This is a genomic window from Aestuariirhabdus sp. LZHN29, assembly GCF_049985285.1.
Lineage (GTDB): Bacteria > Pseudomonadota > Gammaproteobacteria > Pseudomonadales > Aestuariirhabdaceae > Aestuariirhabdus.
The window spans coordinates 905,660-922,943 of sequence record NZ_JBNIEU010000001.1 but is presented as its reverse complement, the minus strand read 5'-3'; the positions used below and the strand labels follow the sequence as shown (position 1 = coordinate 922,943).

At 56.5% G+C, this 17,284-nt stretch carries 18 protein-coding genes; 9 read left to right on the top strand and 9 right to left on the bottom strand.

Annotated elements, in window-relative coordinates:
- The first annotated feature begins 28 nt into the window (after nt 1-28).
- Genes ACP3PW_RS04480 through ACP3PW_RS04470 form a run of 3 tightly spaced genes read left to right on the top strand, consistent with a single transcriptional unit; the run spans nt 29 to nt 2,909 of the window.
- Entirely contained in the window at nt 29-1,198 is a 1,170-nt protein-coding gene (locus ACP3PW_RS04480) for an ABC transporter ATP-binding protein (protein ID WP_426415468.1), read from the top strand.
- Nucleotides 1,195-2,094, top strand: coding sequence for an ABC transporter permease subunit (locus ACP3PW_RS04475; protein WP_426415467.1), 900 nt, complete (start codon nt 1,195-1,197; stop codon nt 2,092-2,094). The genes ACP3PW_RS04480 and ACP3PW_RS04475 overlap by 4 nt, the downstream gene beginning before the upstream one ends.
- Complete coding sequence (locus ACP3PW_RS04470) at nt 2,091-2,909, top strand: ABC transporter permease subunit (RefSeq protein WP_426415466.1); 819 nt, start codon at nt 2,091-2,093, stop codon at nt 2,907-2,909. The genes ACP3PW_RS04475 and ACP3PW_RS04470 overlap by 4 nt, the downstream gene beginning before the upstream one ends.
- A gap of 59 nt (nt 2,910-2,968) precedes the next feature.
- Here ACP3PW_RS04470 and ACP3PW_RS04465 read toward each other — a convergent pair whose 3' ends face one another.
- Nucleotides 2,969-3,652, bottom strand: a complete 684-nt coding sequence (locus tag ACP3PW_RS04465; protein ID WP_426415465.1) for an OmpW/AlkL family protein — start codon at nt 3,650-3,652, stop codon at nt 2,969-2,971.
- A gap of 184 nt (nt 3,653-3,836) precedes the next feature.
- Entirely contained in the window at nt 3,837-5,684 is a 1,848-nt protein-coding gene (locus tag ACP3PW_RS04460; protein WP_426415464.1) for a DEAD/DEAH box helicase, read from the bottom strand.
- A 378-nt stretch (nt 5,685-6,062) separates the two neighbouring features.
- Between ACP3PW_RS04460 and ACP3PW_RS04455 the strand changes: the two genes are divergently transcribed.
- The 5 genes from ACP3PW_RS04455 to ACP3PW_RS04435 all read left to right on the top strand — a co-directional run bounded on the left by ACP3PW_RS04455 (nt 6,063) and on the right by ACP3PW_RS04435 (nt 9,729).
- Nucleotides 6,063-6,311, top strand: a complete 249-nt coding sequence (locus tag ACP3PW_RS04455; protein ID WP_426415463.1) for a hypothetical protein — start codon at nt 6,063-6,065, stop codon at nt 6,309-6,311.
- A 214-nt stretch (nt 6,312-6,525) separates the two neighbouring features.
- A complete protein-coding gene (locus ACP3PW_RS04450; RefSeq protein ID WP_426415462.1) occupies nt 6,526-7,779 on the top strand; it encodes an acyl-CoA dehydrogenase family protein in 1,254 nt (417 codons plus the stop codon).
- A gap of 48 nt (nt 7,780-7,827) precedes the next feature.
- Nucleotides 7,828-8,643, top strand: a complete 816-nt coding sequence (gene mutM / locus ACP3PW_RS04445; RefSeq protein ID WP_426415461.1) for a bifunctional DNA-formamidopyrimidine glycosylase/DNA-(apurinic or apyrimidinic site) lyase — start codon at nt 7,828-7,830, stop codon at nt 8,641-8,643.
- A 67-nt stretch (nt 8,644-8,710) separates the two neighbouring features.
- Entirely contained in the window at nt 8,711-9,319 is a 609-nt protein-coding gene (locus ACP3PW_RS04440) for a 1-acyl-sn-glycerol-3-phosphate acyltransferase (protein ID WP_426415460.1), read from the top strand.
- Between the two features lie 98 nt (nt 9,320-9,417).
- Nucleotides 9,418-9,729: a hypothetical protein gene (locus ACP3PW_RS04435; RefSeq protein ID WP_426415459.1), complete on the top strand. Its 312-nt coding sequence runs from the start codon at nt 9,418-9,420 to the stop codon at nt 9,727-9,729.
- Nucleotides 9,730-9,804: 75 nt separating this feature from the next.
- On the opposite strand, the gene ACP3PW_RS04430 is transcribed toward ACP3PW_RS04435, so the two are convergent.
- The 5 genes from ACP3PW_RS04430 to ACP3PW_RS04410 all read right to left on the bottom strand — a co-directional run bounded on the left by ACP3PW_RS04430 (nt 9,805) and on the right by ACP3PW_RS04410 (nt 14,361).
- The gene (locus tag ACP3PW_RS04430; protein ID WP_426415458.1) at nt 9,805-10,053 is read right to left on the bottom strand and encodes a YfhL family 4Fe-4S dicluster ferredoxin; all 249 of its coding nucleotides are present in this window, start codon (nt 10,051-10,053) and stop codon (nt 9,805-9,807) included.
- Nucleotides 10,054-10,101: 48 nt separating this feature from the next.
- On the bottom strand, nt 10,102-10,590 hold the full coding sequence (coaD, locus tag ACP3PW_RS04425; RefSeq protein ID WP_426415457.1) for a pantetheine-phosphate adenylyltransferase: 489 nt from the start codon (nt 10,588-10,590) through the stop codon (nt 10,102-10,104).
- Nucleotides 10,591-10,693: 103 nt separating this feature from the next.
- Nucleotides 10,694-12,307: a GMC family oxidoreductase N-terminal domain-containing protein gene (locus tag ACP3PW_RS04420; protein WP_426415456.1), complete on the bottom strand. Its 1,614-nt coding sequence runs from the start codon at nt 12,305-12,307 to the stop codon at nt 10,694-10,696.
- A gap of 14 nt (nt 12,308-12,321) precedes the next feature.
- A complete protein-coding gene (locus ACP3PW_RS04415; RefSeq protein WP_426415455.1) occupies nt 12,322-12,912 on the bottom strand; it encodes a hypothetical protein in 591 nt (196 codons plus the stop codon).
- A 12-nt stretch (nt 12,913-12,924) separates the two neighbouring features.
- The gene (locus ACP3PW_RS04410; RefSeq protein WP_426415454.1) at nt 12,925-14,361 is read right to left on the bottom strand and encodes a coniferyl aldehyde dehydrogenase; all 1,437 of its coding nucleotides are present in this window, start codon (nt 14,359-14,361) and stop codon (nt 12,925-12,927) included.
- Between the two features lie 143 nt (nt 14,362-14,504).
- Here ACP3PW_RS04410 and ACP3PW_RS04405 point away from each other — a divergent pair, with 143 nt between their 5' ends.
- The gene (locus ACP3PW_RS04405; RefSeq protein ID WP_426415453.1) at nt 14,505-15,191 is read left to right on the top strand and encodes a TetR/AcrR family transcriptional regulator; all 687 of its coding nucleotides are present in this window, start codon (nt 14,505-14,507) and stop codon (nt 15,189-15,191) included.
- Here the strand turns inward: ACP3PW_RS04405 and rsmD are convergent.
- Both rsmD and ACP3PW_RS04395 read right to left on the bottom strand, forming a co-directional pair.
- Nucleotides 15,188-15,790, bottom strand: a complete 603-nt coding sequence (gene rsmD, locus ACP3PW_RS04400; RefSeq protein ID WP_426415452.1) for a 16S rRNA (guanine(966)-N(2))-methyltransferase RsmD — start codon at nt 15,788-15,790, stop codon at nt 15,188-15,190. The two genes, ACP3PW_RS04405 and rsmD, sit on opposite strands and share 4 nt — an antisense overlap.
- A complete protein-coding gene (locus ACP3PW_RS04395; protein WP_426415451.1) occupies nt 15,790-17,277 on the bottom strand; it encodes a M16 family metallopeptidase in 1,488 nt (495 codons plus the stop codon). The genes rsmD and ACP3PW_RS04395 overlap by 1 nt, the downstream gene beginning before the upstream one ends.
- Nucleotides 17,278-17,284 lie beyond the last annotated feature (7 nt).

Sequence of the window (17,284 nt, the reverse complement as noted above, 5' to 3'; positions counted from 1 at the left end):
TTTTAATTTATCTCGGAGATCCCGAATCATGGCGGTTTCATCGGAATTGCAAGCATCCGAACAATCTACTGACGCAGGTAGTAGCACTCAGGAAAAACAACAAAAAGAAAAACCAACCCTGTTGGCGATTGAGAAGATCACCAAGCAATTTGATGAAGCGACGGCCGTCGATGATGTCTCCTTGAGCATTAAAGAAGGTGAGATTTTTGCTCTTTTAGGCGGTTCAGGATCAGGCAAGTCGACACTGTTACGGATGCTGGCCGGCTTTGAAAAACCCACTGCCGGGCGAGTCTTCCTGGATGGAGAAGACATAACCGATCTACCGCCCTATGAGCGGCCGATCAATATGATGTTTCAGTCCTATGCGCTGTTTCCTCACATGAGTGTGGCGGACAATATCGCCTTTGGCCTTAAGCAAGACAGAATTCCCAAGGCAAAGATTAAGGAACGTGTGGATGAGCTATTACGGCTTGTTCATATGAGCGACTACGCACGCCGTAAACCCCACCAGTTGTCCGGCGGACAGCGTCAGCGCGTCGCCCTGGCGAGAAGCCTGGCAAAGAGACCCAAGCTGCTATTGCTCGATGAGCCGATGGGGGCATTGGACAAGAAGCTGCGTACCCAGATGCAGCTCGAAGTCGTACAGATTTTGGAAGAGGTCGGTGTCACCTGCGTGATGGTGACGCACGATCAGGAAGAAGCAATGACTATGGCCGATCGTATCGGCATCATGGATCAAGGGGAGATCGTTCAGATCGGATCGCCGGTCGATATCTATGAAACCCCAAATTCTCGCATGACGGCTGAGTTTATCGGCTCCGTAAATATATTTGACGGTGATATCGATGAAGATGAAGCGGGCTACGTGACCATCCAGCCCGTGGATATGGAGAAGAAAATTTTTATTAATCACGGTATCACCACAGGAGAGGATAACGCCCGTGTCCATGTCGCGATTAGACCTGAAAAAATAGAGATTAGCCGCGAGGAGCCAGATCAAGAGAGTAATTGGTGTGCAGGTGTGGTGAGTGATATTGCTTATCTGGGAGGGCACTCTGTGTACTACATCAAACTCGCATCCGGAAAAATAGTTCAGTCTACCTTTTCCAATATTGAGCGAAAAATGGGGCGCCCTACCTGGGAAGATAAGGTCTACATCAGCTGGGAACCAGAAAGCTGCGTGGTACTGACATCATGAAACTGAGAAAACTTATACCCAGCGGGCGTTCGCTGGTGATAGGGATTCCCTACACCTGGCTAGCGCTCTTCTTCATGGTGCCCTTTGCGCTGGTGGCAAAAATCAGCTTTTCGGAAGCAGAGATTGCTATTCCGCCCTATACCGACGTGTTTCGTTACGTTGACGAAACACTCACGGTGGTACTCAACCTGGGCAACTATATTTTTCTGACCGGCGACGATCTATACATCGCGGCCTATTGGGGATCGGTAAAAATTGCGTTTTTTTCCACCCTGTTTTGTTTGCTATTAGGCTATCCGATGGCTTACGCCATGGCGCGGGCCGACGACAAACTGAAAACCGTTCTGTTGCTATTGGTGTTGTTACCCTCATGGACCAGTTTTCTAATTCGAATCTACGCCTGGATTGGAATCCTCAAAAATAACGGCCTGATCAACAACATGCTGATGGGGATCGGTATCATCGATCAACCCATTATGATGCTCAACACCAACTTCGCGGTGTATGTCGGTATCGTGTACGCCTATCTTCCTTTTATGGTTCTCCCGCTTTACGCGAACCTGGTGAAGCTGGATCACAGTTTGTTGGAAGCCTCTTCAGACTTGGGTGCTCGCCCCTGGAAAACCTTTGCAACGATCACCTTACCGCTTTCGAAGGCAGGTATTATTGCCGGTTCCATGTTGGTGTTTATTCCCGTCGTGGGTGAGTTTGTAATCCCTGAACTGCTCGGTGGACCCGAGACCCTGATGATCGGTAAGGTGCTGTGGCAGGAGTTCTTTAACAACCGAGACTGGCCCATCGCGGCGTCCCTGGCGATTGTTATGTTGGTGCTGTTGAGTGTGCCGATCGCCTGGTTCCACCACTACCAAGCTAAAGAGATGGAGGGCGAGTCATGAAAAAAACATCCTTCTCTACAATGGTTTTATGGGCGGGACTGGTATTTCTCTACCTGCCAATGTTGATTCTGGTGATCTACTCCTTTAACGAATCGCGCCTGGTTACGGTGTGGGCAGGGTTTAGCACCAAGTGGTACGGAGAGTTGTTCAGGGATCCGCAGCTGATGTCGGCGGTCTGGATGAGCCTTCGAATCGCTTTTGCGACCTCGTGCATGGCGGTTGTACTGGGTACGATTGCGGCTTTTGTAATGGTGCGCTTTAGGCGCTTCCCAGGGAAAACAGCCTTTTCCAGCATGATGACTGCTCCTCTGGTAATGCCTGACGTAATCACCGGTCTTTCTCTGCTGTTGCTGTTTGTAGCGATGGCGCAGCTGATCGGATGGCCGGCAGATAGGGGATTCCTCACTATCTGGATTGCCCATACTACCTTCTGTATGGCCTACGTAGCGGTCGTGGTCTCGTCGCGCCTGCGGGAGATGGATATCTCGGTTGAAGAGGCGGCAATGGATTTGGGTGCATCACCACTCAAAACCTTTTTCCTGATCACCATTCCGATTATCGCTCCGGCGCTGATGGCAGGGTGGTTGTTGTCCTTCACCCTCTCTCTTGATGACCTGGTTATCGCCAGCTTTGTATCGGGACCAGGGTCTACGACCCTGCCTATGGTCGTGTTTTCCTCGGTGCGGCTGGGAGTAACGCCGAAGATCAATGCCCTGGCGACCTTGATTATACTGACGGTTTCGATCGCAGCATTTCTGGCCTGGTACCTGGCTCACCGCAGCGAAAAGCGCCGCCGTGCCGCCAACGTCGAGTAGAGGAGCGCGCAAAAAAAACACCGGCTTAAGCCGGTGTTTTTTTTGGTTTCGAGTACGGCTTAGAATTTATAGCCAACGCCGACCATATAGACCCAGGGGTCGATTTCGATATCCTTGATCTTCACAAGGGTAGTGCCGTCTTTTCCTTTAAACTCTGCATTGGTCTCGATGTCGAGTTTCCAGACAGATGCGTTGACTACCAGATTATCCGTGATCTTGTAGTCTGCTCCGGCCTGCAGGCCCCATCCCCATGAGTCATCCAGCTCGAGGTCGGAAGCACCTAAGGTGGCCTCATATTCGCTACTTGCATCCTCGCTAAAGAAGGTAGTGAAATTTATACCCGCCCCAATGTAAGGTTGGAACCGTGAGTCGGTGCCACCCAGTGGGAAATACTGTCCAGTCAGGGTGGGGGGCAGGTGCTTGGCGGTTCCGATCTTGCCAATTCCCAAACCCTGTTCTTTGATTTCATGCTCAAAGGGAGAGGCCGCCAGCAGGCCGATACCGACGTTATCGGTGGCCATATAGGTAAAGGTCAAGCCCAGGGCAGTGTCGCTATCGATACTATCCAGCGTTCCGGGAGTAGACGCGCCATTGAGGGTAGCGTTATCACTTTTCTCGTTGTCTGGATCGACGGTGGCGGCACCTGCGCGCAGGATAAAGTCGCCCTGTTGGTAAGCGGCGGCTTGCCCGGAGATCAGTGCGGTAGCGGCCATTATCGCCGCGGCTAGAGTGAGTTTCCTCATGTTAAATTCCCTTTGGGTTGTTTGAGTTGTTTTTTTATAGGCTTCGAAGACTATAAAAAGCGATAAATGAGATCATTGACTCAAAGCAACTCCATCGCAGGTTCGAGGCCGAACCCGCGATTATAAGCAGCGGATCACGTTAGTTCGGTTGATTTTCGCAACAGATCAGCCGTTACCGGCAGGCTTACGCCTTCTTGTCGTGGCGTTTACCCGGTTTTCCCGCTTTGGCTGGGCGTTTGCTTCTTTTTTTGGGGTTGGGTGCCTGGGATGACGATTCCCCATTACTTTCCGCAAAACGACGAATATTCATCTTCTGTTGACATACCCAGGTACGGCTGAGGGCGTCGAATGTTTCTTTGGGCATACCTTCGGGTAGGTCTACCGTACTGTAGTCATCATAAATTTCGATGTGGCCGATGTATTGGCTATCGATCTCCGCTTCATTGGCAATGGCGCCGACCAGATTGCCAGGCTTCACTCCATGGTCGTAGCCCACATCAACCTTGAAACGCTCCATCACGACTTCCGGGTGATCCTTCAGGGGCAGAGGGCGATCGGAAGTGGATTTTGGTTTCCTGCGCGGTTCCCGTTGCTCGGAGCGCTCGCCTTTTTCTCCTCGCTCAGCGCGCGGGCCGCGCTCGGGTCTGGCGTTGCGATTGTTTCTATCGCCATCGACAACGCGAACCGATTCCCTGCGAGGCTTGGGTTCGTTTTCATTCAGCAGGAAGGGTTTTCCCTTCTGGGCGATGCTGGCGAGGGCGGCGGCGATTGCGAGAGGGTCTAGCTCCTGCTCTTCGCTGAGTTCTCCGACCATTCGGTGAAACAGGTCGATGTTCTGATTCTCGATCGTGTCGCGAATCTGGACCTTAAATTGGTTAATCCTGTGCTGGTTGATATCAACCGCCGAGGGAACTTCCATCGGATCGATCGGCTGGCGCGTTACCCGCTCAATGGTCTTTAACATCCGCCGCTCGCGGGGAGCGACAAACAACAGCGCATCACCTTTACGCCCAGCTCGCCCGGTGCGGCCGATACGGTGTACATAGGACTCAACATCATAGGGAATATCAAAGTTCACCACGAGACTGATGCGTTCCACATCCAGGCCACGGGCAACGACGTCGGTGGCAATAAGAATATCGAGTTTTCCTTTGCGCAGGCGGTCGACCGTGCGTTCGCGTTGGTTTTGCGGAATGTCGCCATTCAGCGCTTCGCAGGCATAGCCTCGAGCAGAGAGTTTTTCAGCCAGGTCGACGGTGGAGGTTTTGGTGCGCACGAATACCAGCACGGCATCATACTCTTCCACTTCGAGCACCCGGGTCAGGGCGTCGAGTTTATGCAATCCGCTCACCTGCCAGTAACGCTGGCGAATCGTCTTGGCGGTAGAGGTAGTCTCCTTGATGCTGACTTCTTGCGGATTTCGCAGGTGACTTTGGGCGACTCGCTTGATCTGGGTCGGCATGGTGGCGGAAAACAGCGCGGTTTGGCGAGTCGATGGTGTGTGCTGTAGGATCCACTCAATATCATCGATAAAGCCCATCCGCAGCATCTCGTCGGCTTCGTCGAGAACCAGCGCCTGCAGCCCGTCCAGTTTGAGTGTTCCTCGGCGAATATGATCCATTACCCGTCCAGGTGTACCCACCACGACCTGTACGCCACGCTTGAGGTGCTTCAGTTGCTGGTCGTAACCCTGACCACCGTAAATCGGCAGGACATGGAAGTCAGGAAGGAAGCGTGCGTAGGTCTGAAAGGCCTCTGCGACCTGGATGGCAAGCTCCCGGGTCGGTGCCAGCACCAGCAACTGTGGCTGGCGTTTGCTGACGTCGATGCGTGACAGCAGTGGCAGCGCAAAAGCAGCGGTTTTGCCGGTACCTGTTTGGGCTTGACCCAGCAGGTCTTCTCCGTCGAGGAGGTGGGGAATGGCTTGCGCCTGGATAGGAGAGGGGGTCTCGTAACCTACATGTTGCACCGCTTGCAGAACGGCGGGGGCGAGCCCGAATGAGGCAAAGTCGGTGGCGTGGTCGGCGGACATAGTTGAAGATACCAGTGGTGCGGCTGGGCGGTGCTGGTGTCAGCGAGCCGGGCCGGTTGTGAAAAGGGGCGCGATTATAGCGAAAAGGAGGCAAGAAAGCTCCTGCTAACTACCGTCGCGATCTACACCAGTATAGACCGGGAGCGGGGTGGGCAGCGGTATAGATCGATTTGCCCCTATAAAGAGAAGCACCAGCGCCATTGCCCGACCGTCTGGATCACTTGGCCCCCACTCTCGCCTGGGTTTGTCGGGTGCGTGGAGTGGGTCTTGGTGCGGTGCCCTGTCAGGCGCTACAACGGTATCGATGCTGACGGCGGCCATGGCGGGTGGAACCTAGTGCCGCTATTATTGGGGCATGCATAAATCAAGGAGGTGTATATGGGGCTTGGATTACGGCTATGGTTACTACTCACGACCGCACTGTTTCTGGCTGGGTGCATGGGGCCATCGGTTAGCGAGGATATGCTGACCTGTCCCGGCGATCGCTCGGTGTTTCAGGTCTGTACGATGGACTATAAGCCCGTGTGTGGGCTGCGCGAAGATGGTACCGACAAGACCTACAGCAATCCATGTGGCGCTTGCAGTGACTCGGAGGTTATTGCTTATTCTATGGGAGAGTGCCAGTAAGCAAGCGTAGAAGGCCTGCCAACAAACCGACTGCATTTTCTGCGGGAGCAAAAACGACCAGCAACCCAAGGAGGTGGTTAGCCAGTGCCCTGGGGTGGGATAAGCCTGCACTCAATAGGCCTTGTGAATAGTAGGGTATTTTCTCTACTCCATGCCCCCGCGCAGCGGGAGTCGGTACACTTTGGTATCGACGTTACCTGTGCCGGAGAGCGAAATGCACTTTCAATTCAATGAACACACCCAGCAGTTACAGGCCCGGATGCAGGCCTTTATGGACGACCACATCGTGCCGAGGATTGGCCAGTGGCATCAGGAGGTAGAGCAGCAGGGTATCTACCCCCCCAGCTTTATGGAGGATCTCAAGGAGCTGGCGCGCAGCGAAGGGTTGTGGAATCTGTTTCTGCCCGGATTGCGTGACGATGAGCCGGGCACCCGCTTGAGTAACCTCGAATACGCGCCACTGGCAGAGATCATGGGGCGAGTCCCCTGGTCGTCGGAGGTGTTCAACTGCAATGCGCCTGACACCGGTAACATGGAGCTGCTGCACATGTTTGCCAATGATGAGCAGCGAGAGCGCTGGCTAAACCCGCTTCTGGAGGGTCGAATTCGTTCGGCTTTTGCCATGACGGAGCCTGATGTCGCGTCATCGGATGCGACCAATATACAGACCCTGATTCAGCGCGATGGTGATGATTACGTCATCAATGGACGCAAGTGGTTTATTACTGGCGCCGCCCACCCCGAGTGCAAATTATTGGTGGTCATGGGGCAAACCAATCCGGACGCCGAAGTGCACCAGCGCCAAAGTATGGTGCTGGTACCGATCGATACCGCCGGCGTTGAGGTTGAGCGCAATATCACCGTAATGAACCATCACTCGCCAGAAGGTCATTGCGAAATCGTATTCAGGGACGTGCGCGTACCGGTTACCCATCTGTTGGGCACCGAAGGCAGCGGCTTTGCCCTCGCCCAGGCGCGTTTGGGCCCCGGGCGCATTCATCACTGTATGCGGGTGATCGGTTTGGCGGAGCTTGCATTGGAGTTAATGAGCGACCGAGTACAAGAGCGCAAGGCGTTTGGCCGTTACCTGCACGAGCATGGCACCGTAGCGGAGTGGATCGCCCTCTCCCGATTGGAGATCGACCAGACCCGTTTGCTAGTGTTGCGCGCGGCCTGGATGATGGATGAGGTAGGAGCGAAAGCAGCACGTAAAGAGATCGGTATGATCAAGGTCGCCGCGGGGCGCATGCTGACCCAGGTCTCTAATCGTGCGATGCAGGCGTTCGGCGCGATGGGGTTGAGTCCCGATACCCCGCTGGCTAATATCTGGTCGGGTGGTCGCATGCTGCAGTTTGCCGATGGCCCTGACGAGGTTCACCTGCGGAGCCTGGCCCGGATGGAATTGAAAGACCGTGCCCCCCGTCGAGGTGATTCAGCGCGGTATATGACGCTCCCTGAGCGTCGTTAATTCGGGCCTTGGACGCCTCAGGTTTTAGGCCGTATCAAGGAGTTTTCAATGCCCGAATTACCCGAAGTGGAAACGACTCGCCGTGGCATTGCACCCTATGTGGAAGGGGTTGGAATCGCGGCGTTCGAGGTCCGCGAAGCGCGTTTGCGCTGGCCGGTGGACCCGTTAATAGCATCTCGTATCGAAGGCAGGGTAGTGGAGCGGGTAGCGCGCAGGGGCAAGTACCTGTTGCTCCAGTTTGCGAGCGGAACACTGCTAATTCACCTGGGGATGTCCGGTAGCCTGCGCGTGCTGACTGCCCACACCCCTGCCGGAAAGCATGATCATGTCGACATCTGCCTGGCCGATGGGCATCGGATTCGTTACACCGATCCCCGCCGGTTCGGCGCTATGGTATGGAGTGATCACCCGGTTAACGGACATAAGCTGCTGGCCTCCCTGGGACCTGAGCCATTGACCAGCGAGTTTGATGGTGGGTACCTGTTTGAGCGCAGCCGGGGGCGGCGTACGCCGATTAAAAGTTTTATTATGGACAGCCGGGTCGTGGTTGGGGTGGGCAATATCTACGCTAATGAGGCTCTTTTTATGGCGGGTATCGACCCGCGTAGGGGCGCCGGCCGAATTTCCCGCCGTCGTATCCTGTTGCTCGTGACGGCTATCCGTGAGGTGCTTGCCGCCGCGATTGAGCAGGGAGGAACGACCCTCAAGGATTTTGTGGGAGGCGATGGAAAACCGGGCTATTTTAGCCAGCAGCTGCATGTGTATGGTCGTGGTGGGCAACCCTGCACTGGCTGCAATCGTGAGCTCAAGGAGGTGCAGTTGGCCCAGCGTAGTACGGTATATTGCCGTTACTGCCAGCGCTAATCAGGTTGGCGTGGACGAAAAATAACAAGCGGGCCTCGAGAGCCCCTGTATGATTAGGTAACCGCTGATGAGTAGTAACTATTCTTTCCGCAGCCCCTGGGCCGAGTGGGTCGGGCGTGGGGTGTTAGGGCTGATGGGCTGGAAAATAGAGGGTGAGCTTCCTTCGCTTCCCAAATATATCATCGTGGTGGGCTACCACACCTCCAATTGGGATTTTGTCGTACTGGTTGCTGCAAAGCTTGTGCTGCGCTTGCGAGCGCGCTGGTTTGGTAAGCACACCCTGTTTCGCTGGCCGTTGCTGGGGCCCCTGTTCCGGCTCTGGGGAGGCGTTGCGATCGAGCGTCATCAATCGAGGGGGGTGGTCGACCAGGCTGTCGAGGCATTTAGCCGCCACGAGCACTTTCTCCTCGCCCTCTCGCCCGAAGGGACTCGTTCGTTAACCTCGGGTTGGAAAGAGGGATTTTTCCACATCGCACAGGGAGCCGGCGTTCCCATCTTGCCGGTTGGCCTGGATTTTGAGCACCGCCGCATCGTTATTGGCGAAGAGGCTCTGGCGGCACCCTGTTTCCAGCAGGAGGTAGAGCGGCTCACCAGCTTCTATAATAAGTACCCGCCCTGCCACCCGGAACTCGCCTGGAGGGGGGGCGAAGAATCGGACATTAGGTCACAAAAGTGAGTGCTGGCTGGGAGTTAGCGTGAATTGTTGCAGAACTTTGTTATAGTTAACACTTGGCTGGATTATCCAAACGATAAGAATGGTTAGAGGGAACGGATATGCGACGTTTTAAATCCAAGGCGGCAGCGCTGATCACCATGCTGCTGACTATGACAGTGTTGGCTATGCCTGTCAGTGCAAGAGAGTATGCAGCAAACTCGGAAGACTTGAAGGCGGGGCGTATGGCCGCTGAAATTGTGGTTCGTCCCGTTTCATTCGCAATTGCCCTGCTGGGCACGGCAGCGTTTGTGGTGACACTACCTTTTTCCGCAATGGGCGGTAACGTGGGTGAAGCTGCAGATACGCTGGTGAAGGGCCCCTTTGATGCGACCTTCAAGCGTTGCCTGGGCTGTGTTGAGGATAGCTACTAGCAGTTCAACTCTATCGGCCTGAAGGCAGTCGCGGGCCAGAGGATTACGGGTTGGTGGTGCCAACCCGTAGCGGGCTTACGCGCTGGTAATGATGTTGTACTTTTCCTGCAGCTCTTCCTGGGTCTCTTCGTGGTCCGGGTCTTTGGGGATGCAATCTACCGGGCACACGAGTACGCACTGGGGTTCATCGTAGTGACCGACGCACTCGGTGCACAGGTTGGGGTCGATCTCATAGATCTCTTCACCGGGTGAAATGGCGCTATTGGGGCATTCGGGTTCGCACACATCGCAGTTGATGCATTCGTCGGTAATCAGCAGGGCCATAAAAGCTACTCTTTGTTTTTCCAGCGCCAAATGGCGAGGGTGTCAATATTAGGCAGTGGCGGTGCCAAAGCGTTCTTTCAGTGCCGCTTCAACCACCGGATGAACGAACTTGGACACATCTCCCCCGAGGGCGGCGATCTCTCGCACCAGCGTTGAGGATATGTAGGAAAACCTCTCTGAGGGCGTCAGAAAGAGGCTCTCTACGGAGGGTGCCAGTACCCGGTTCATGTTCGCTAGTTGAAACTCATACTCGAAGTCCGAAACAGCCCGCAGGCCGCGCAAAATAACATTGGCGTTGCGCTGCACAACAAATTCGGCGAGCAGGTTATCGAATCCGACGACCTCCACGTTATCGAGGTGTGACGTGACCGCCTCGGCCAGGCGGATCCGTGCCTCGAGATCGAATAGGGGCTGCTTCTTCGGATTGTCTGCTACGGCAATCACTACCTTTTCAAACAGGCGCGCGGCCCGTTCGACCAAGTCGCCATGGCCGTAAGTGATCGGATCGAAGGTACCGGGGTAAATTACGGTATTCATCGTATCGGCATGTCCCGTCGGGTTTTTAGCCCATTATCGTTCAAGGGAGGGCGATGTTAGCCCAAACACTGCTTCGGCACAAATTCCTTGCAGGTCAACGCACTCAGGTACTCCGGGTGATCCGGATCCCGCTGAGTTGCTCGGCGAGCGCGGTCGCCTGCTTGCACGCCAGGGCATAGATGGAGAGCTGCGGGTTGGCACCGATGCTGGTAGGGAACGCGGAGCCATCGATAACGCTCAGGTTTTCAAGCTGGTGATGGCGCCCCTGAGAGTCGATAACAGATTCGCGGGGGTCCTGCCCCATCATGCAGCCGCCCATAACGTGGGCACTACCCACCATCATACGATAGGCCTGCATCGGAAGTTGATCGATCTGGGTGCGCACCCGGGCCAGCGAGTTGGCGTAGTGACCATTCTGGTGGCTTGGGCGGACCCTGCGGGCTCCGGCCGCAAACTGGATCTCCGCCATGCTGTGCAGGGCTCTACGAAGTCCGTCCCACAAATAATCGTTGAGGGGATAGTCCAGCACCGGCGTGCCGTCGTTGCGCAGTTGTACGCTGCCCCCTTGGCTCAGGGGGTGAAAACCGTCGCGCATCAGGGCCAGCATCACGTGGGTATTGGGTAACGCAGCCATGGCCTGCTGTAAGTTGTCGCCGGTCGCCTTGAATAGCGCGGCGGTGAGGGCGGGCTGCAAGGGAGGCACTTCGAGCTTATAGGAGAGCGGGCCGTCTACCCCCTGATTCCACTGGAAATGGTCCGAGTAGACGGATTGGGGCGCCCCGTAATAGCCCTCCACGGGGTCGCTCATCTGGGCATAGCTGAACGAAACAGGGTGCAAAAAGGTACGTTTTCCCAGCATGCCGCTAGGGTTGGGGGCGTTGGACCGCAGCAGCAACGCGGGGCCACCGATAGAGCCCGCAGCCACAACGAAATGACGTGCCCGAATGCGCAGGGTCACCCCGGATGGTTTAGAGCAGCGATCATTCATCGCCGAACACACCAGTTCTGTCACCCGATCCCCCTCCCAGCGCAAATACTCGGCTCGTGCCAGGTAGAGCAGCTCTGCGCCACGCTCAAGGGCACCTGGAATGGTGGTGACCAGCATCGATTGTTTGGCGTTGGTGGGGCAGCCGGTGCCGCAATAGCCAAGGTTCCAGCAACCCCGTACATTACGCGGAATAATGGCGTTGCTGTAGTTCAGAGCCTCGCAGCCCCGCCGCAGCAGGTCGTTGTTTTCGTTGGGTGCGATGGCCCATTTTTCGACCCCAAGGCGCTGCTCCATCTGTTCGAACCAGGGAGCCATGTTGACGGGATCGAAACCCTCGATGCCGTGGGCGTGGCCCCAGTGTTCGAGGGTTTGGGGTGGAGTCCTGAAACTGGAGGTCCAGTTAACCACGGTGGTTCCTCCCACCGCACGTCCCTGCAAGATCGTGATCGCTCCATCCTTGGTGGTGCGTCCGCTGCCCTCCTGGTAGAGCTCGGCGTAGGCTGTTTCTTCATCCATATTGAAGTCGTTGGAGGAGCGCAGCAGGCCCTCCTCTACGATCAGGACCCGTAGTCCGGCCCTGGCGAGGATCTCCGCGCTGGTGCCACCTCCGGCGCCACTGCCGATGATTACCACGTCCGCTTCAAACTGTTGGTCCTGCTCGTAACGGGCACCATTGTGTACCTTCCATCCCGAGGCGATACCCCTGCTGATAGGGTCAGCAATAGCCATTGTCTATCTCCGCTTCAGTAATGGTTGGGTGTGGTGATGAGCTGTTCCTGGAAAGGAGGGCCAGGATAGCCCGCCGCCGGCCAGGAGCTGGGTACCAGGTACCAAGCCATGACCATCAGCTGCATCAGCAGGCTGTAACCCATGCGCAGTAGTTGCATCGAGCTGTTTTTCCAGCGCTGGAGATATCCCTGGATCTGCTCGTCCGTAGCGGAGGACCAGGTCCCCCAGACACCGGTCAATGGTCCCCGTGTTGCGCTCATGTGCACCAGATCAAGCAGTTGCATAAGCTGCTGTTGCATCACTGGGGAGATGCGCGATAGGTATTGGTCCAGGGAGCGGACGGCCTGCTCCAGTTGTCGGGAACGCTGGACGGGTTCTTGCGCCAGACTACCACCGAGTACAACGGGGTATAACGCTGCAAAAAACAGCTGGTCATCGGCGCGCAGTAACTGCATCCCGCTGCTGGCGGGGGGCGGAGCCGAGCAGCCGCTGAGGCTGGTCAGTATGCCGCTACCGGCTAATAGCGCTGCGCCGGCCAAGCCGTCGCGCAACACCCTGCGCCGTGCCAGGTCGGCACCCTTCCCATCCTCCATAAAAGGCGTCATGGGACCGCCTCCCTAGCGAATAAAGAACTTGTAGATCAGCCGATTGATAGGCTTGTCGTAGGGGGGGAAGATCATACGGGCGCCATTAAACTTCTGTTTGATAAATACGCCCTTGGCTTTGGAGAGGGTCTGGAAGCCTTCCTTGCCGTGGTAATGGCCCATACCGGAGGGGCCGACTCCGCCGAAGGGCATATCGTCTACGGCAACGTGAAACAGGGTTTCATTGATGCAGGCGCCTCCGGAGTGGGTGTTCTCCATCACCATCTGCTGGCTCGCCTTGTTATAGCTGAAGTAATAGAGCGCGAGGGGGCGAGGTCGGTCTTTTACGTAATCCAGTGCCTGCTCGATGGTGTCGTAGGGCACAATAGGGAGGATCGGGCCAAAGATCTCGTCCTGCATCAGCGTCATCTCGTCGGTGCCTCCCTGTACGATCTGGAGCGGCATGCAACGCGATGCTTCATCGCCATCGTCGGCGATTGGCGTTACTTTGGCACCCTTGTCGATGGCATCCTGTAGCCAGCCATTGAGTCGAGCGTACTGGCGTTGGTTCACCACGTGGGTGTAATCGCGGTTGCCTTTAAGGCTGGGGTACATCTTTTTGAATGCGGTGCGATAGGCCTCAATAAAGGCCGCTTCCTTATCCCGAGGAACCAGCACGTAGTCGGGCGCCACGCAGGTCTGTCCGGCGTTAAATGATTTGCCGAAACAGATGCGTTCGGCAGCATCGGCCAGGGGAACATCTTCGCCAACGATCGCTGGGGACTTGCCACCCAGCTCCAGCGTTACCGGAGTAAGGTTATCGGCAGCAGCACGCATCACATGGCGACCCACGCTGGTGGAGCCGGTGAAGAGCAGGTGGTCGAAGGCCATTTCACTAAAGCGTGCACCTACTTCGGCCTCGCCATTGATGACGACAACCTCCTCTTCGTTAAAGCATCCCTGCATAAGCTCGGCGAACAGGGTCGAGGTCGCGGGGGTGTACTCGGACATCTTAATCATGGCGCGGTTGCCCGCGGCGAGCGCCGTCACCAGTGGACCTACGGCGAGAAACAGGGGGTAGTTCCAGGGAACAACGATCCCCACAACACCGAGGGGTTGGTAGATCACCTGGGCTTTTGCCGGCGCCAGGTGGGCACCTACATGGCGCTTGCTGGGCTTCATCCACCGTTTGACGTGCTTGATAGCGTAGTTGATGCCCTGGATGCTGGGCATAATCTCGGCGAGCAGGGACTCATCGCTGGAGCGCCCACCGAAATCTTCATTGATGGCCTCGATCAAGGCTTGCTGGTTACCGAGGATCACCTGCTTAAGCTTTTTCAGGCCGGTGATGCGCTGCGCAGCCGAGGGCATGGGAGCGTTGCGAAAAGCGCCCTGCTGGCGTTGAAAAAGTGCCTGCATTCGCTCGATGTGCTGCTGTTGTTCGCTGATCTGCTTGAGTTCAGTCGCCATGGGTGAGTCTCCGCAATTCTGTTTGTTATAGTGGGAGCCGTGTAGGCGGCCCCTCGATTTTATAGGTCGATCACATATCGCTCTGGTCAATCTAGAGTAATTGCTCTAAAGTGTCAAACATCAGCAGAACAGGTGAAATTTCGGTGGCTAAACTCAAAACCCGCGACCGCATACTCCAGGCCAGCCTCGAGCTATTCAACGAGGTGGGGGAGCGCAATGTCTCCACCAACCATATCTCGGCCGAGCTGGGCATCTCGCCCGGCAACCTGTACTACCACTTCCGCAATAAGCAGCAGATCATCTATGAGCTCTACCTGGGCTACGAAGATGAGGTGAAGCAAACGCTGCAACTCCCCCAGGGACGCCCCCTGACTCTGGACGACAAGCGCGGGTACCTGGAGGGGATTTTCGATGGCATGTGGAGATTCCGTTTTTTTCACCGGGACCTGGAGCACATGCTCGAGAGTGATGACCAACTACGTGGCCGGTATCGTGAGTTTGCCCAGTACTGCCTGGCTCAGGGCAAGGCGATCTACCAAGGGTTGGTGGATGCCGGCTATCTCAATGCCTCCAGTGAGGAGGTGGAGGCACTCTCCTACAACAGCTGGATCCTGATGACTTCATGGGTAGGATTTTTGCGAACCGTCGTCCAGGAGGAGGGCAATCCTACCCTGACTTCGGCCATGATTCGACGGGGTATCTACCAGATTATGGCGCTTGAGCGGGTGTTTTTGACCGAGTTCGCGCAGGACCAGATCCGCCCTATGGAGCAGGAGTTTTTCGCCCCCCTGGCGGGCATAAAACCGAGCCCGGTGGCCGAGGAGAGCTAAGGCTGGCGTTGAAACAGGCGGTAAGCCACCTGCCCGGCGATTTTTTCACGATAAAGAGACCAGTTTTTCGGTAAGTCAGTTAGCGTTAACTCACGCTCTGCCTCAACGTAGATAAGCGCATCCTCGCTTAGCCAGTCATTCATCTCCAACAACTGGCAGCACTCAATGAGCATCTCGCAACGAAAGGGAGGGTCAAGAAAGACCAGGTTGAAGCGCTCATCTCCATCGCGCGCCAGCTGTTGAAGGCTATCGGCCTGGATCACCTGGCCGCGATCATCGTTAAGCGTGGCCAGGTTGGCTTTGAGCTGTCGTGCCACGCTGCCATCGAGCTCCAGCAGCCTGGCGTACTCTGCCCCCCGTGACAGGGCTTCCAGCGCCAGCGCACCGCTGCCGCTGAAGCAGTCCAGGCAGCGGCTGCCGGGGACCCAGGCGCTGAGCCAGTTGAACAGGGTCTCGCGCACCCGGTCCGGTGTTGGCCGCAGCCCCTCCCGTGCGGTGACGGGTAGCTTACGTCCGCGCCAGACCCCGCCAATGATACGAACCTGCGCGGGCCGGCTTGAGGGCTGGGCACTGCGCTGTTGAGGGCGGCGTGGTGGCATTATCCCTCTTTCCCGGTTTGGGGCTGCCCGGCCGTTATGGTGATCAGCTTCTGCTGGTCGATGTGGCGGGCAAAAGCGTCGCGAATCTGCTGTGCCGAGACCTGTTCGACGTCAGCCAGAAACTGTTCCAGTTGATCCAGTGGCAGATCGTAGAAACCAATCGAGCCCAGTTGGCTGACGATGCTGCTATTACTGGCGGTGGTTTGCGGGAAGCTGCCGAGAATATTCTGTTTAGCCGTTTTTAGCTCCAGCGGAGTAGGGCCGTTGGCCAGAAATCCGGCCAGGGTGTCGTTCACCACCTGCAGTGCCAGTTCGCTTTGGTCCGCTCGGGTTTTGAGGCTGATCATAAAGGGGCCGCGTTCGTGCATCGGGGCAAAATGGCTGTATACACCATAGGTGAGGCCGCGTTTTTCTCGCACCTCCTCCATCAAACGTGATCCAAAACCGCCACCACCGAGAATCTCATTGCCGACATAGAGTGCTGCGTAGTCGGGATCCCCCTTGGAAACCCCGAGTCCACCCACCAAAATCTGGGTTTGCTGGCTGCTGTGCTCAATATGGGCCAACGTGGCGGTGGATAGCGGCTTAACGGGCGGCAGTTCGGGAGCCCGTTGGCCGGCAGGTAGCCGGTCGCTAATCTGCTGTGCGATGCGCTCGGCCGATGGGCGGTCAAGGTCTCCAACCAGCGAGATCACAAGGTTATTGGCAACAAAATAGCGTTGGTAGAACCCTTGCAAGTCACTGCGCTGCATTCTGCTAAGTGTCTCTTCGGTGCCTTGGCTGGGGATGGCGTATGGATGGTCGCCATAGAGTGCGCTGAAAAACCGCAAATTGGCCAGCACTCCGGCGCGCTGCTGCTGGTGCTGCAACGATGCCAGCGCCTGATTACGGCTGCGACTGAACGCATCCGCCGGAAAACTGGGTTCACTGACCACCTCCATAAACAGGTCAAGGGCCGGCTGTAGTTGAAGGGGGTCGCTCAGGCTGCGGATTGAGGCGATCGCCATATCGCGGTAAGAGCCAGCACTGAATTCGACGCCCAAGCCCTCAAACCCTTGGGAAATTTGGCTAGCGCTGAGGTTGTCGGTGCCCTCCCCGATCAGGCCGCTGGTCATCATTGCCAATCCTGCTTGCTCACCATCCCGTGCGGAGCCGGCATCAAACACCAGCCGCAAATCGAGCATGGGAAGCTCGGGGGCGGCTACGAAGTAGACCCGGGCGCCATTGCTGGTTTGCCAATGCTGGATATTCAATGCACGACGCTTGACGGTCGGGTCTGCCTCGATAGCTGCCAACGAGCTAAAGCGCTCTGGAGCCGGCGCCAGCGCGGTGGCGGCCGGGGTGGGCTTGTCGGCAATATTGCTGGGGCTTGTCGCGGCGGGGTCACTGCTCTGTGTCGATTGGTTCAGCAGGATGATGGCCAGTGGCAGCGCCAGCACCAGCGCCCAGAGAAAGAAACGGTTCATTCGAGTTTTTTGCTGTATCATGGGTCGT